We start from the raw sequence: 14,685 nt of genomic DNA on the forward strand, positions 1-14,685 counted from the left end.
GGGCCACTCGTCGACGTCATCCGGCAGGGTGCCGGCCGTCAGTACCTGAGCCTCGGTGGGCCCGTAGTGGTTGTGCAGCAGCCGGCCGGGGACGCGACCGAAGAACCGGCGCACCTGCCGGCTGAGGGTGAGCGCCTCGCCGGCCTGGGCGACCTGGCGCAACGGTGCGATGTCGACATCGAGCTCGGCAGCCGCCTCGGCCACCGACTCCACCACGAGGTTCGGTGCGAACAGCTCACCGACCCGCTGCTCGGCGAGCCAGACCGCGAACTGCTGCGGGTCACGCCGCACGTCGTCGCCGGGCACCACCAGGGTCTTGCCCGACAGGAGCGCCGAGAGCACCTCCTGGACCGAGACGTCGAAGCTGAGCGCGGTGAACTGGGCGGTCCGGTCGCCGGGGCCGCCTCCGATGACGCGGGCGTGCCAGCGGAGGACATTGGCCACGCCGAGGCCGGTCATTTGCACAGCCTTGGGCCGCCCGGTCGAGCCGGAGGTGTAGATGACGTAGGCAGGGCTTGCCAGGGTCAGCACGCCAGTGCGCTGGGCGTCGGTGGGATCAGTGTCCGGGCCGGTCTCGACCGCCCCGGGGGCTGCCGGGTCGTCGACCACCAGAACGGGCGTGGCGACATCGTCCGGAATGGTACTCACGGTCTGCCGGTTCGCCAGCAGCACGGCCGGTTGCGCGTCACGCAACATGAAGGACAGCCGCGCGGGCGGATGAGCCGGGTCCAGGGGCAGGTGCGCCGCGCCGGCCTTGAGCACCGCGAGGATGGCGACCACCTGGTGCGGTGAGCGGTGCATGAGGAGCGCCACGACGCTCTCCGGTCCCACTCCGTGGGCGATGAGCGCGTGCGCGAGCCGGTTGGCGCGGCGGTTGAGCTCTGCGTAAGACAGGGTGATCTCGTCGAACTGGACCGCCGGGGCGTCCGGCGTGGCCGCCACCTGCGCCTCGAACTGTTCCGGCAGCCGTGCCGGCTCGCCGGCAACGGCGGCGCCGTTCCACCGCACCAGGAGCCGGTCGCGCTCGGCGGCGGTGAGCAGGTTCACCCGTCCCACGGGCACCTCGGGGTTCTCCGCCACGGCGGTGAGCAGGCGCAGCAGCCGGTCGAGCAGCGCCTGCGCCGCGTCCCGGTCGAACAGATCGGCCCGGTAGTCCAGCCGCAGGTACAGGCGGCGCCCGGGTGCCGCGACGAGGGTCAGCGGGTAGTGGGTGGCATCCCGCCCGCGTTCCAGGGCCGGCCGGACGCGAAGGCCGGTACCGGGCGTGACGGCGATGTCGTGTGTCGGGCCGTCACCGTCCCACGGGTAGTTCTCGAACACCATCATGGTGTCGAACAGCTCGCTCATGCCGGTCACCTGGTGGATGTCAGACAGCCCCAGGTGGTGATGCGGGGTGAGCGCGGACTGTCGCCTCTGTACGTCGGTGATGAGCGCGGACAGGGATTGCGTCCCGTCCACCCGGACGCGGACCGGCACGATGTTGATGAACAGCCCAACCATGTGCTCGACGTCGGCTAACTGGGGCGAGCGACCGGACACGATCGCCCCGAACGTCACGTCGTCGAGTCCCGTCATCCGGCTCAGGACGACGCCCCAGGCCGCCTGCAGCATCGCGTTCACCGTGACCCCGTGCCGCTGGGCCTGTCCGTACAGGGCGGCGGTCACCGCCTCCGGCGCCTCGATCACCACCCGCTGCGGTATCCGCGGGCTGCGTCCGGGGTCCACCAGAGCGAGCAGCGTGGCCTCATCGACACCGGCGAGTTCGGTGCGCCACGCCTGCCGGGCCGCTTCCCGGTCCTGATGGGCCAGCCAGGCGAGGTACTCGCGGTACGGGGCCACCCGGGGCAGTGCGGCGCTGTCACCCTGTTCGGCGTAGAGCGTGAACAACTCGCGCACGACGATCGGCGTCGACCAGCCGTCGAGCAGGATGTGGTGGTTGGTGACGATGAGACAGTGCCGCCGCGGTGCCAGCCGCACCAGGGTGAAGCGAAGCAGCGGGGGACGCGCGAGGTCGAACCGACGCTCGTACTCCTCGGCCGCGGCGCGCTCTAGCGCGGCCTGCGCCTCGGCGTCGTCGAGACCGCTGAGGTCCAGGTCGGTCCAGTCGACGGCAACCTCGGCGGGAATGGCCTGCACCGGCGTGCCGGACGACACCTGCGGGAAGCCCGCACGCAGGTTCGGATGCCGATCGAGCAGGGCCTGCGCCGCGGTGCGGAGCATCGGGGCGTCCAGCGGGCCCGACAGGTCGAGCAGTTGCTGCACGGTGTACACGTCCGGGCCGTTCGGATCGTACAGCGCGTGGAACAGCATCCCCTCCTGCATCGGGGACAGTGGGAGGACGTCCACGAGTCTCGACGGCATCACTTCGGTGTCCTCCACATGGCTTCCAGGTGTTCGATGTCGTGTTGGTCCAGCCCGACGAGCGGGAAGTCGGACGGGGTGTGGCCGCCGACGCCGGGGCGGGAGACGTGCCGCACGAGCCCTCGGACAGCGTCGAACCAGTACCGCGCCACGGACCGGACGGCCGGCTCCGTCCACATCCCTGAGGCCCAGCTCCAGGTGGCCGTCAGCCGGGGGCCGTCCGGGTGGTCCCGCACCGACGAGTTGATCTCAAGGCCGTGCGCGAGCGGCATCGCCGCGTCGCTGCCGCCGAGAAGACCGAGCTCGTCCGCGACCTGCCAGTCAGGATCTCCCGGTACGACTGGCCGGCCCGGCGCGGGAAACCGGCCCAGGTAGTTGAAGCCGACCTGGGGCGGGGGCGTGCCGGCCAGCTGCGCGGCGGTGTCCGGGTTGAGGTACCGCAGCAGGCCGAACTCGATGCCGTGGCCCGGCAGGGAGCGGAGCTGTTCCTTGACCCGTTTGATCGACTCACCTGCGTCGGGTCCGCCGGCGACCACATCGGCCCACCCGGGCGTCCCGGGGTCCAGCTGCACCGGGTATATGCAGGTGAACCAGCCGACCGTGCGGGAGAGGTCGACGTCGTCGTCGCGGCCATGGCCCTCCACGTCGACCAGGACGGCGCCGCCGGCCCCCCGGCCTTGCTCCCGGCGCCAATGCCCCAGCGCAAGGGCCAGCGCGGTCAGCAACACGTCCTGCACTCCGGCGTGGAAGGCGGCCGGGACGCTGGTGACGAGCGGCTCGGTGGTCTCCGGCGGCAGGGTGAGCGTCAGCTCGCCGGCTGTGCCGGTCACGTCGCGGTCGTGGTCCAGGGGCCGGTCGGTCATCAACGGGTCGTGTGCTCGCAGCATCGCCACCCACCGTGGCAGGCATCGCGTGGTCTCCGGCTGCCGTGCCCGCGCGTGCAATCGGCGTGACCAGGCGAGTAGGGACGTACCCACGGGTTCCAACGGGCGCCCGGACAGCGCTGCGACGAGGTCCGGCACCAGGATGCGCCAGGACACGCCATCGACGGCGAGGTGATGCAGCAGCAGCAGGAGCCGCCCTCGGTGGCCGCTGTCGGCGCGGAACCACACCGCCTGCACCAGGCGCCCCGCGGTGGGCGACAACCGGTCGGCCGCCCGCTGGGCCTCGCGGGCGACGGTGGTGCGCAGCGTCGCGGCGTCGGAACCGGCCACCTCCACCAGGTGGACGACGTCATCCGCGTCGACGGCTCCGGGTGGACGGATGTCGAAGTCCCACGCATGCTCGCCGCTGGCGGGCACCACCCGACCCCGCAGGGCGTCGTGGTGCTCGAGCAGCGCCTGCACCGCGTCGACGAGCCGTTCGCGGGTTAGGTCGCCGGGTGTCCGCAGCAGCATCGACTGGAAGAAGCGGTCGATGGGCCCGCCGCGCTCCTGCAGCCAGCGCACGATCGGCGTCGGTGGGACGACGCCCACCCCGCCCGCGGAGTCCTCAGCGACGTCGCGGGGCAGCAGGTCCTCGACGACGTCGGTCAGCCGTGCGACGGTCCGGTGTTCGAACACGTCGCGGACGCTGAGATCGATACCGGCGGCCCGGGCCGCCGACGCGAGCCGGATCGACATGATGCTGTCGCCGCCGCGAGCGAAGAAGTCGTCGTCGACGCCGACCCGGGCAACGCCGAGGACCTGCGCGAACAGTTCGCACAGCAGCTTCTCGCGGGGGGTGCGGGGCTCTCGCTGCGCGGCGACGTCGAGCCGCGGTGCGGGCAACGCGCCCCGGTCGAGCTTGCCGTTCGCGCTCAACGGCAGCTCGGGTAGGACGACGAACGCCGAGGGCACCATGTACTCGGGCAGGGCCCCTGTGAGGTAGGCCCGCAGCGCGGCCACCTCGGCCGTCGTCACCACGTAGGCCACGAGCTGCCGGGTGTCGTTCTGGTCCGTGCGGGCCAGCACCGCTGCCCGGATGACCTCGGGGTGACCAGCGAGAACCGACTCGATCTCACCCGGCTCGATGCGGAATCCACGAATCTTGATCTGGTCGTCGGCGCGGCCGACGAACTCCAGCACGCCGCCGGCCCACCGCGCCACGTCCCCGGTGCGGTACATGCGGTTGCCCGGCGTCCCGAACGGGTCGGCGACGAACCGGTGCGCCGTGAGCGCCGGCTGGTGCAGGTAGCCGCGGGCCAGCCCGGCGCCGCCGATGTACAGCTCGCCGCTCGTGCCAGGCGGCACCGGCTGCAGCCCGGCGTCGAGCACGTAGGTACGCATGTTAGCCATCGGGCGGCCGATGGGGACCGAGGCCGCGGCGCGGTATGGCGCGCGGGTGGGATGGCAAGTGGCAAACGTGGTTGTCTCGGTGGGGCCGTAGCCGTTGACCACGACAGTATCGGGACACGCGTCCAGCACCCGGGCGACGGCCACCGGTGACAGCGCCTCGCCGCCGGCCCAGACCTCTCGTAACGCGGCGAAGCAGCGCGGATCGTATTCGGCCACCACGTCGAACAGTGCGGCGGTGAGCCACAGCGCGGTGATCCCCGCCCCGACGATCACGGCGGCCAGGGCGCCGACGTCCAGCTCGCCGGGAGGCGGCACGACGAGTTGTCCGCCGCCCAGCAGCGGCACCCACAGCTCGTACGTGGACGCATCGAACGCCAACGGCGAGTGCAGCAGCACCCGGGCCTGCGCGGAGCCCGACCAGCACGGGTCAAGGGCCAGGCCGACCACGTTGGCATGGGTGACCGTGATGCCCTTCGGGCGTCCGGTGGACCCGGAGGTGTACATGACGTAGGCGGCATCGTCGGCGGTGCCCGGCACGGGCGGAGGGCCGGCCGGTTGGCGGGCGACCAGCGTGGCCGTGTCGGGGTCGTCGAGATTGAGCCGTGCAACGGCGTCCGGTGCGCTCATCTCGGCGGTGGTCAGCATCATCGCGGGGCGGGTATCGCGCAGCATCGCCTCGATGCGTGCCGGGGGATACCGGGTGTCCAGGGGCACGTATGCCGCGCCGGCCTTGAGCACGGCCAGGATGGCGACCACGGCGTCGATCGAGCGGTGCAGCATCAGCGCGACCATGTCGCCGCGTCCGACTCCGCGTGCGCACAGCACGTGCGCGAGCCGGTTGGCCCGGACCTCAAGGTCGGCACAGGTCAGCAGGGTGTCTCCGGCGAGCAGCGCCGGTGCGTCCGGTGTGGCTGCCGCCCGCGCCGCGAACAGTGCCGGCAGCGTCCGGCTCGGCACCGGGTGGACGGCGCCGACGCTCTGGCGCAGTACGCGCCGGTGCTCGACGCCGGTCAGCAGCGTCCACCGGTCGGCGCGTTGCCGCGGATCGGCGACCATTGCCTCGAGCAGGTGTAGCCAGCGCCGGCACATGTCCTCGACGGTCCGCGGATCGAACAGGTCGGTGGCGTACTCGACGAGCCCGCGGACGCCGGCCGGCGCCCCGCCGCTGTCGTGGTGCTCGGTCAGGTTGAGGAACAGGTCGAATTTGGCGGTCCCGGTTCGGCCGAGTTCCGAGCGCACTTGGAGGCCGGGAAGCTCGAAGCTCGGGTCGCCGGTGTTCTGCAGCGCCACCATGACCTGAAAGAGCGGGTGGTGCGCGAGCGACCGCGTCGGCTGCAGAACGTCGACGAGGTGCTCGAAGGGTACGTCTTGATGGGCGTGTGCGGAGAGGGACCGTTCGCGGACCCGGGCGACGAGTTCGACGAACGATGGGTTGCCGGACATGTCCACACGGAGGACCAGCGTGTTGACGAACAGCCCCACCAGCTCGTCCAGCGCCTGGTCGCTACGTCCGGCAACGGGCGTGCCGATGGCGATGTCGGTACCGGCTCCCAGTCGCGACAGCAGCGCCGCGAATCCCGCGACGAGCACCATGAACAGGGTGGCGTCGGCGTCTCGGCTCACGCGCAGCAGTCCGGCATGCAGCTCGGTGCTCAGCTCGAGGGACACGTAGGCACCGCGGTGCGAGGCCACGGCCGGGCGCGGGTGGTCGGTAGGCAGGGTGAGGCACTTCGGCGGGTCCGCCAGCGTCTCGGTCCAGTAGTCCAGCTGGGCGGAGAACAGGCTGCGGCGGTCGGTCGGGTCGCCGAGCAGGTCTCGTTGCCAGAGGGTGTAATCGGCGTACTGCACGGGAAGCGGGGCCAGCTCCGCCGGCCGGCCCTGGCTGCGGGCGCCGTAGGCCGCGGCCAGGTCCGTGGCGAACGGGCCGATCGACCAGCCGTCGGCCCCGATGTGGTGCAGAACGATGAGCAGCACGTGCTCGTCGGGCTCGACGTTCACCAGCTCGGCGCGGATGGGTGGTTGCGTGGCCAGGTCGAAGGGGTGCCGCGTCCCGTCGAGCAAGCGGGCCGGTAGGGCGGCCTCGTCGCTTGCGGTCTCGGTCAGAGGCACCTCGACGGTGCGCCGTACCTGTTGGTACGGCACACCGTCGAGGTCAGCGACGACGGTGCGCAGGGGCTCGTGGCGCTGCACCACGTCGTTCAGCGCGGCGCGCAGGGCGTCGCGGTCGAGTGGACCGGACAGGCGCAGGACGAACGGAATGTGGTAGGTGGCGGCGCTGGTGTCCAGCTGGTGCAGGAACCACAGCCGTCGTTGCGCGTAGGAGAGCGGCAGCCGTGCCGGGCGCTCGCGTCGACGCAGCGGCAGCCGAGCGGGCGCTGCGCCCTCGACACGCTGTGCCACGGCGGCCGGTGTGGGAGCGTCGAAGAGGGCACGCAGTCCCATCTCGATGCCGAACGCGGTGCGCAACCGGGCGGCCAGGCGAGTCGCCAGAAGGGAATGACCGCCGAGGTGGAAGAAGTTGTCGTCGACGGAGACGTGCGGTACGCCGAGCACCTCGGCGAAGAGACCGCAAAGGATCTCCTCGCGCGGGGTCCTTGGCCGCGCCGCCGTTCCCGCGGCGGGGTCGCGTGGTGGCTCGGGCAGCGCCGCGCGGTCTAGCTTGCCGTTGCGGGTCAGGGGCATGCGTTCCAGCGGGATGACGGCCGTCGGCACCATGTACTCGGGCAGTCGTTCGCGCGCGGCCTCGCGCAGCACGTCCGGCCGGCAGAGTGCGCCGGCGACCGGCACGACGTAGGCGACGAGCCGTTCGTCATCGACCCGGTCCCGCCGGGCGACGACGGCGGCCTGTGCGACGTCGGGTTGGTCGGCGAGGACGGCCTCGACCTCACCGAGCTCGATCCGGAAGCCCCGGATCTTCACCTGGTCGTCGCAGCGGCCCAGGTACTCCAGACGGCCGTCGGCATCCCATCGGGCCACGTCTCCCGTGCGGTACATCCGCGTGCCGGGCGGCCCGTACGGGTCGGCGACGAAGCGTTGCGCGCTCAGGCAGGGACGCCCCAGGTAGCCCCGCGCGAGACCGGCGCCGGACACGTACAGCTCGCCGGTCCCGCTGGGCGGCACCAGGCGCAGCCCGGGGTCGAGGACGTACGTCCGCAGGTGGGCGAGGCTGGTACCGATGACGCTGCCTACCCCCGCGTGAGCGTGTTCCCGTCGAAGATCGATGCGGGTGACGTGCACCGTCGTCTCGGTGATGCCGTACATGTTCACGAGCGTCGGGGTGGTCTCGGGATGCCGCTCGTACCAGCCGCGTAGGCGGTCCGGACGCAGGGCCTCGCCACCGAAGATCACCGTACGCAGGGCGAGCGGGCGGCCGTCCGGCTCCTGTTCGATGTCGGCCTCGATCAACGGGTAGAACGCCGAGGGGGTCTGGTTCAGGACGGTCACTCGCTCGTCGGATAGCAGCCGCCGGAACTGGGCTGGCGTTCGACTGGTGTCGTACGGCACGACGACCAGCCGGCCGCCGTGCAGCAGCGCGCCCCAGGTTTCCCAGACCGAGAAGTCGAAGGCGGTGGAGTGGAACAGCGTCCAGACGTCCCGGTGGGTGAACCCGAAGTCGTCCCGAGTCGCCTCGAACAGCCGCAGGACGTTGCGGTGGGTGACCACGACGCCCTTGGGGCGGCCGGTCGATCCCGAGGTGTAGATGACGTACGCCGGATGGTCGGCGCCCAGCCGGCTCGTCCGGTGCTTGTCCGTCGGGTCGGTGGCCGCCTGCTCGCGCAGGTGTGCGAGCGTCGCTGGGTCGTCGCACACCACGGTGGGTACGGCCGGTAGCGGCGGCACCGACGACGCCGCGATCCGGTTGGTGACGACGAGCGTCGGGTGAGCGTCCTCGAGCATGGACGCCAGGCGCGACGCCGGGGACGTCGGATCCAGCGGCAGGTAGGCCGCGCCCGTCTTGACGATCGCCAGGAGGGCGACGACGAGTTCCAGGGAGCGCGGCAGCGCGAAGGCGACCAGCGACTCCGGGCCGGCACCGCGCGCTATCAGCAGATGCGCGAGCTGGTTGGCCCGGGCGTTGAGCTCGGCGTAGGACAGGACGGCGGGACCGAACGATACTGCGGTGCATTGGGGACGCGCCGTCACCTGCGCCTCGAATAGCGCCGGGAGCGTGTCGCGGTGCGACACGGTAGTGGCGTTCTCCGTTGCCCCGAGGAGCCGCGACCGCGCCGCTCGATCGAGCGTCTCGAGGCGGCCGATCGGATCGTCCGGGCCGGCATCGGTGACCGCGTCCATGAGGGCGATGAGATTCTGTTGATGGGCGGCCAGCGCGGCCGCGGTGCACACTTCCGGATGCGCGTTGAGGTCGATCTGCAGGCCGCGCCCGTCACGCCGATCCCATACGGCGATCGTGAGGTCGCCAACCAGTCCGGAGGAGAGGTTGTGGACCGAGGCGCCGTGCGGACCGAAACGCAGGTTGTAGCCGAGTGACATCACGTTGACGACGGGGGCGTACCGGGACGCCAGCTGACCGGGCAGGTCGAGGTCGCGCTGCAGGTCCTCACCGCGGTAGCACTGGTGCGCTGCGGCGTCGGCGACCCGGGTACTGACCTGCCGCACCAGCTCCGCCGTGCTCATGGCCGGGTGGACCGACACCCGCAGAGGCAGGATGTTCGAGGCCATGCCGGGGGTCTGCCGAAGAATCACACTGGCTCGTGCGGCCAGGGGCAGGCCGATGACCACGTCGTGGGCGCCGGTCATGCGGTGGACATACGCGGCGGTCGCCGCGATCGCCACTTGGGACCATGGCACCCGAATTTGGCGCGCGACGGTGCGCATGCGCTCCAGTCGCGCCTGGGACATCAACGTCGTGCTGCGGCGGAACTCGACCGGCACCGTGGCGGACGCGGTGACCAGGCGGGTGGGTGCCGGGCGGTCCGCGAACTCGTGCGCCCAGTACGCACGGTCACGCTCGAACCGTTCGGACGACCGGTACGCCGCGTCGCACTCCAGGAGCTGTCGGAGCGACCCGAAGTACCGCTCGCCGCACGGCTGTTGCTCGGTGAGCGCGGTGTAGACCTCGGACACTCGCCGGGCGACGAGCTGGGCGCCGAACGCGTCCATGACGATGTGGTGATACCCGTGGTACCAGATGTAGCAGTCGGGACGCACCCTGAGCAACGCAAAGTTGAACAGCGGGCCGGTGCTGAGGTCCATCGGCTGGCCGACGTCATCCCACATCCATGTCTGGGCGGACGCCAGGGGGTCGGCCTCATGGCTGACGTCGATGATGGGCATCGGCCAGTCGGTGATGTGCCGAATGACCTGATGCGCCTGGTGACCCGCTTCGACGAAACGTACATGCAGCGCGTCGACGTCCTCGACGACCATACGAAGCGCGCGCTCGAACAAGGCGGCGTCGACCGCGCCGTCGATGCGAACGTACTCGCCGACCTTGTACACGTTGTTCGCCGAGCCGAGCCGCTGTTCCGCGAACCAGATCTCACGTTGTGCAGCCGCCAGAGGGAAAACTGCGCCGTCGGGATCACGATGAAACAATCTTTGTCCTCCGATTGCGCTCGGACCGGAGCGGCGCCGCGAAATGGTTGTGCCGGCCGCAGGGCTCGAATTATCTAATTCCGAAATGAGGCAGCTGCCGGGGGAGCCGACGACATCAAACTACTTTGGCGGGGGACAGTGTCAAGACGAATCGCGGACGTAGGTATGCCGGGCGTCCCGCCGGCGGGACAGTGAATCCAGCCGTTGCCGCATCGAGATATGCCATGTTAGCTTCTCGATTCTCCGCGCCCGCTGTTCGCCGGCGCTACGTCTTCTTGGGATTCAACGCGCAGAAGGGAGGGGCATGACACACGCATCATGGTGGGGTGATCCGCTGTTGGATACCGGTGCGGACCGGCTGCCCTGGCTCATTTCGCGAACCGCACAATCGCGAGCAGAGCTGCGGTCCGCAGTCACCGAACTGAATCGCGAGCTCGCCGGATACGGTATCGGCAACCGAAGCACCGTCATGGTCCGTATGGCGCCCAGTGTGACATATCTGCACCTGATGCTCGCGTTGTGGAGCCGAGGAGCTCAGGTGATACTCGTCGACTTCCGGTCGACGCCAACGGAGTACGAGCCGTTGACCCGGCTGCTCGACCCCCAGTTCCTCATCGTCTCGCCCGAGCCGACCGGTCCGGTGGCGGGCCTTCACGACGACGTCGCGTTCCAGGTACACCGGCGTGCCTCGGGAGTGCCGGCGTCCTCCGACGCCTGTCTGGTGCAGTTCAGCTCCGGATCGACGGGACGCCCCAAGGTCATCGGCCGCACGCCCGCCTCGCTGCTCGCCGAAATTGACCGCCACGTCGCCCTCGACCGGCTGCCCCGCGCGGGCGAGCGGCTGCTCGTGCTGAACTCCATCGTGCACACCATGGGCCTGGTCACCGGGGTGCTGTATGCCCTGCACGTCGGTGCCACCGTCGTGCTGGCGCCCAACACCCGGCCCGCCGAGGTGTTGCGCTTGGCCCGCGACACCGGTGTGGCCGCCGTCTACGGGGTGCCCGCGCACATCGAACTGCTGACGAGGGTGGGGGAGGTCCCCCCGCTGCCGGATCTCCGGCTGGTCCTCTCGGGGGGCGAGCGGCTGCCGCTCGATGTGTACGAGAGCTTCCACCGTCAGTTCGGCGTACCGGTCAGCCAGGTGTACGGCGTGACCGAGACGGGCCTTCTCGTCGCCGGCCTCGACGGGCCGCGGCCGCCGGTCGTCGGCATGGTCGTGCCGGGTGTTGAGGCCAAGCTGGTCGACCAGGAACTGTACGTGCGGTGTGACGCCAGTCCTTATGTGTTCGACGACCAGCCGGACCGCTACGTTGACGGCTGGCTGCGCACGTACGACCGGTTCGCCATGAGCGGCGAAACTGGCGAGTTGAGCATGCTCGGCCGCTCCGACTCGCTGGTCATCATTCGGGGTCTGAAGTTGGATTTGACCGAGGTCGAATCCGTGGTGCTGGCGCATCCTCGAGTATCGGAGGCGGTGGTCACCTATGGCGAGGTGATCGAAGCGTTCGTCGCCGGCGAGAATCCACCGGACCAGGCCGAACTCACTCGTTGGTGCTACGAAAGATTGAGTTTGTTCAAAGTTCCTAAGCGCTTTGTGATCACCGGCGCGTTGCCGCGCAATAAGACGGGAAAGGTCGTCCGTAACCGGACTATGATCATGGAGCAGCTCCAGATTCAAAATCAGGGGGCGGGCAGTGATTAGCAAGGACGAGCTCAAGTCGATCCTCGCCGAGAATCGATCAATGGTGAATGATGCCGATCTCGGGTTCGATGACGAATTCTTCCTCGACTCCTTTGGGATGGTGGATCTGCAAGCCATCCTGGAAGACCGCTACGGCATTCAGCTGGATCCACGGTATGCGGACCTGTTGGCGCTGAGTTCGGTCAACCGTATCCACGACTACCTGGTCAAGCACTTTCCCGGGCAGGTCGCGCCCTGACCCGCCGACGTGCCCTTCGGCGTCGCCGTATGTACCTCATCGCGCTCCGCGGTTCACCGCGGAGCGCGATTGTGGCTCTGTCGCCCTGCGCGGGACCTCGCGCGGTTCCGGCGTTCGCCGCCCCGACGGCCGCCGGGGCGGATGGCGAACGTCGCACGTCCGTCGACGCCCGTCGTTCGCCATCCGCCCCGGCGAGCCCTTACCCCGCCGCCGGGGCGGCAGCCAGATCGCTCAGGACGGCGGTGCGGTGGTACCACGGGTTGCCGGCGGCCTCGGAGATCAGGTCGCGCGACTCGGTGTCGTAGAACCGGCCGAGCGCCAGCGCCGCCGTCTGGATGAACTCCAGCGCGGTGAAGTACCGGCGCATGAAGGTCGGCTGCCCCAGCGGGACCTCCGTGACGGCCATGTTGCGGTTCTGCGGCATGTCGCGCGTCAGCAGAGCGACGAGGTTGTCCATCTTCTGCTGGGTGTACCTGTCGTCGTCGGCGTCGCGGAACAGCAGGACGCTGTGCAGGCGGTCTGGGTCGGAGAGGGTCGCCACCTCGCTGTGGCAGAACTCGTGGAAGTAGTTGCGAGTGGCCGGGGCCATGGCCATCTCGTTGAAGTGCATCTTGGCCAGCTTGAGCAGGCTCTCGTGCCACTTGGGTGACGCCAGCATGATGATGTTGGCGTTCCGGCTCCGCTGGGCGGCCACCTCGGCGAGTTCCGCCAGTGCCGGGGTGAAGTCGACGCCCAGGTGTGTGGGTAGCGCGGCCACCTCCGCCCGGTGGTCCGCCGCGATGAGCTCCAGCCGTAGGAACATGTCGAGGAGGATCGCAAAGTACTGTCCGACGTGGAACAGGGGGTACTCGCGGTCGGGCTCGCTCAGTGTCCACCGCGCGATCGACACGCCGGCCTCCCGGCCGAGCTCGGTCAGACGACCGCCGGAGGTGAGCAGCAGTGTGCGGTGGTAGCGGCCGGCCAACGACCGGAAGACCTGAATTGGTTCCTCGGAGTGCCCGCTGTAGGAGCTGATGATGAATAGCGTCCCCTCGTCGTCGACAACGGAACGCGGCACGAGGTAGGGAAAGTCGTAGTCGTTGAAGACGTACACTTCCACCGCTGCGCCGGACGCATTGAGGTAGGTCCCGATCACATCGGAGACGATGGCCGAACAGCCCATCCCGGAAAAGACGATGCGGGTGAACTGGCCGCCGGCCATCCTCTTCCGGAGTTCCGGGTCGATCTCCTCAATCGAATACTCGTCGGCCTTGCGGAAATCGGCGCGATACCTGGACTTGAGGAAAGCCTCATACCGGTCAAGGCGTGATAGCATCGAAGGTGATTCCTCTCTAATCGATGTGGCGACTCCTCACCACATGAACTGGCCGCCGTCGACGATGAGCCTCTGTCCGGTCACGTACCGGGCGCCGTCACCGACGAGGAACTCCAGGGCGTCAGCCATTTCTTCCGGCGTGCCGATCCGTCCTTGCGGGATCTCGGCGAGCAGGTCGGCGAGGGCCTGCGGATCTGCGGTCCGGTACCGAGTGCGCATCTCCTCGGTGTCGATCATGCCGGGGATCAGGCAATTGACGCGTACTTTCGGGCTGAGCTCGAGCGCCAGACATTTCGTCAGGTGCAGCAGGCCCGCCTTGCTCGCGCAGTAGTTCACGCCGTTGCGGCGCGGCCGGATCGCCGTCGTGGCGCCGATGTTGACCACCGAGGGGCTGCCGTCGAGCTGCAGCATTCCGGCGGCGAACGCCCTCGTGAGGTAGAACGGCCCGGACAGGTTGGCGTTGATCACCTGACGCCAGTCGTCGTCCGACATGTCGAGGAAAGGACCGTCGATGTTGCGGCCGGCGTTGTTGACCAACACGGTCGGGGCCCCGTGTTCAGCGAGAACTTTAGCGGCGAAGGTCGCTACCTGTTCCGGCTCGGCGACATCCACCCGGTCTGTGACAATGCGCCCGGGAAACTCGCTCGCCAGGCGGTCGGCGCTCGCCTTGTCGGCGCGGTACAGTGCGATGACGCGATGGCCGAGCTGGGCCATGCGCCGGCTCAGCGCCAACCCGATTCCCTTGGTTCCTCCGCTGATGACGGCAACACGTTCAGCCATAGCCGCGACTCGCAGTACCAGCGATCGGCAACAATGTCACGAGCGTCCTCTCTCTACAGGGTCGAAGCGGTGCGGGAGGGGTTTCTCACCCCAAGGCCACGGGCAACTCGAGATACCGGGTCCACAGCGGCATGGGCTCGAGCACCAACTCCGTGCGGTCCACCGCCAACCGGAGGCCCGGGCTCCTCGCTAACAGCACCTGCAAGGCGACGCGAGCCTCCATGCGTGCCAGGTTCGCGCCCAGGCAGAAGTGCACGCCGTGGCCGAAGCCGAGGTGGTTGTTGGGCGTCCGGGAGATGTCGAAGCGCTCCGGCTCGTCGAACACGGCGGGGTCGCGGTTAGCCGCGGCCAGCAAGGGCAGGACGAGCGCGCCGGCGGGAATGGTCTGCCCGTGCCAGCTGATGTCCTCGAGCGCGGTGGCCGGCCGGGTGCCGGTGATCGGAGGTGCGTACCGCAC

7 protein-coding genes are annotated in these 14,685 nt (G+C 69.5%); 2 read left to right on the forward strand and 5 right to left on the reverse strand.

Annotated elements, in window-relative coordinates; all coding sequences use genetic code 11:
- Both ACN261_RS32305 and ACN261_RS32310 read right to left on the reverse strand, forming a co-directional pair.
- A partial coding sequence (locus tag ACN261_RS32305; protein ID WP_425853775.1) for a non-ribosomal peptide synthetase occupies positions 1–2,361 on the reverse strand: 2,361 nt, incomplete at its 3' end.
- Positions 2,361–10,193 carry an amino acid adenylation domain-containing protein gene (locus ACN261_RS32310; RefSeq protein ID WP_425853771.1) on the reverse strand — a complete coding sequence of 2,611 codons (7,833 nt, stop codon included), beginning with the start codon at positions 10,191–10,193 and terminating at the stop codon, positions 2,361–2,363. The genes ACN261_RS32310 and ACN261_RS32305, both read right to left, overlap by 1 nt.
- Before the next feature lie 304 nt (positions 10,194–10,497).
- Here ACN261_RS32310 and ACN261_RS32315 point away from each other — a divergent pair, with 304 nt between their 5' ends.
- Both ACN261_RS32315 and ACN261_RS32320 read left to right on the forward strand, forming a co-directional pair.
- A complete protein-coding gene (locus ACN261_RS32315) occupies positions 10,498–11,895 on the forward strand; it encodes a class I adenylate-forming enzyme family protein (protein WP_421483203.1) in 1,398 nt (465 codons plus the stop codon).
- Positions 11,888–12,133, forward strand: coding sequence for an acyl carrier protein (locus tag ACN261_RS32320; protein ID WP_421483202.1), 246 nt, complete (start codon positions 11,888–11,890; stop codon positions 12,131–12,133). Before ACN261_RS32315 ends, ACN261_RS32320 begins: the two co-directional genes overlap by 8 nt.
- Before the next feature lie 199 nt (positions 12,134–12,332).
- On the opposite strand, the gene ACN261_RS32325 is transcribed toward ACN261_RS32320, so the two are convergent.
- The 3 genes from ACN261_RS32325 to ACN261_RS32335 form a co-directional block, all read right to left on the reverse strand.
- Positions 12,333–13,448: an SIS domain-containing protein gene (locus ACN261_RS32325; RefSeq protein WP_425853773.1), complete on the reverse strand. Its 1,116-nt coding sequence runs from the start codon at positions 13,446–13,448 to the stop codon at positions 12,333–12,335.
- 36 nt (positions 13,449–13,484) lie between these two features.
- A complete protein-coding gene (locus tag ACN261_RS32330; protein WP_421483197.1) occupies positions 13,485–14,228 on the reverse strand; it encodes an SDR family NAD(P)-dependent oxidoreductase in 744 nt (247 codons plus the stop codon).
- 85 nt (positions 14,229–14,313) lie between these two features.
- The coding region (locus tag ACN261_RS32335; RefSeq protein WP_425853774.1) for a cytochrome P450 at positions 14,314–14,685 on the reverse strand (372 nt) is incomplete at its 5' end.

It is taken from the genome of Micromonospora sp. WMMD723, from assembly GCF_049863385.1.
Classification (GTDB): domain Bacteria; phylum Actinomycetota; class Actinomycetes; order Mycobacteriales; family Micromonosporaceae; genus Micromonospora; species Micromonospora wenchangensis.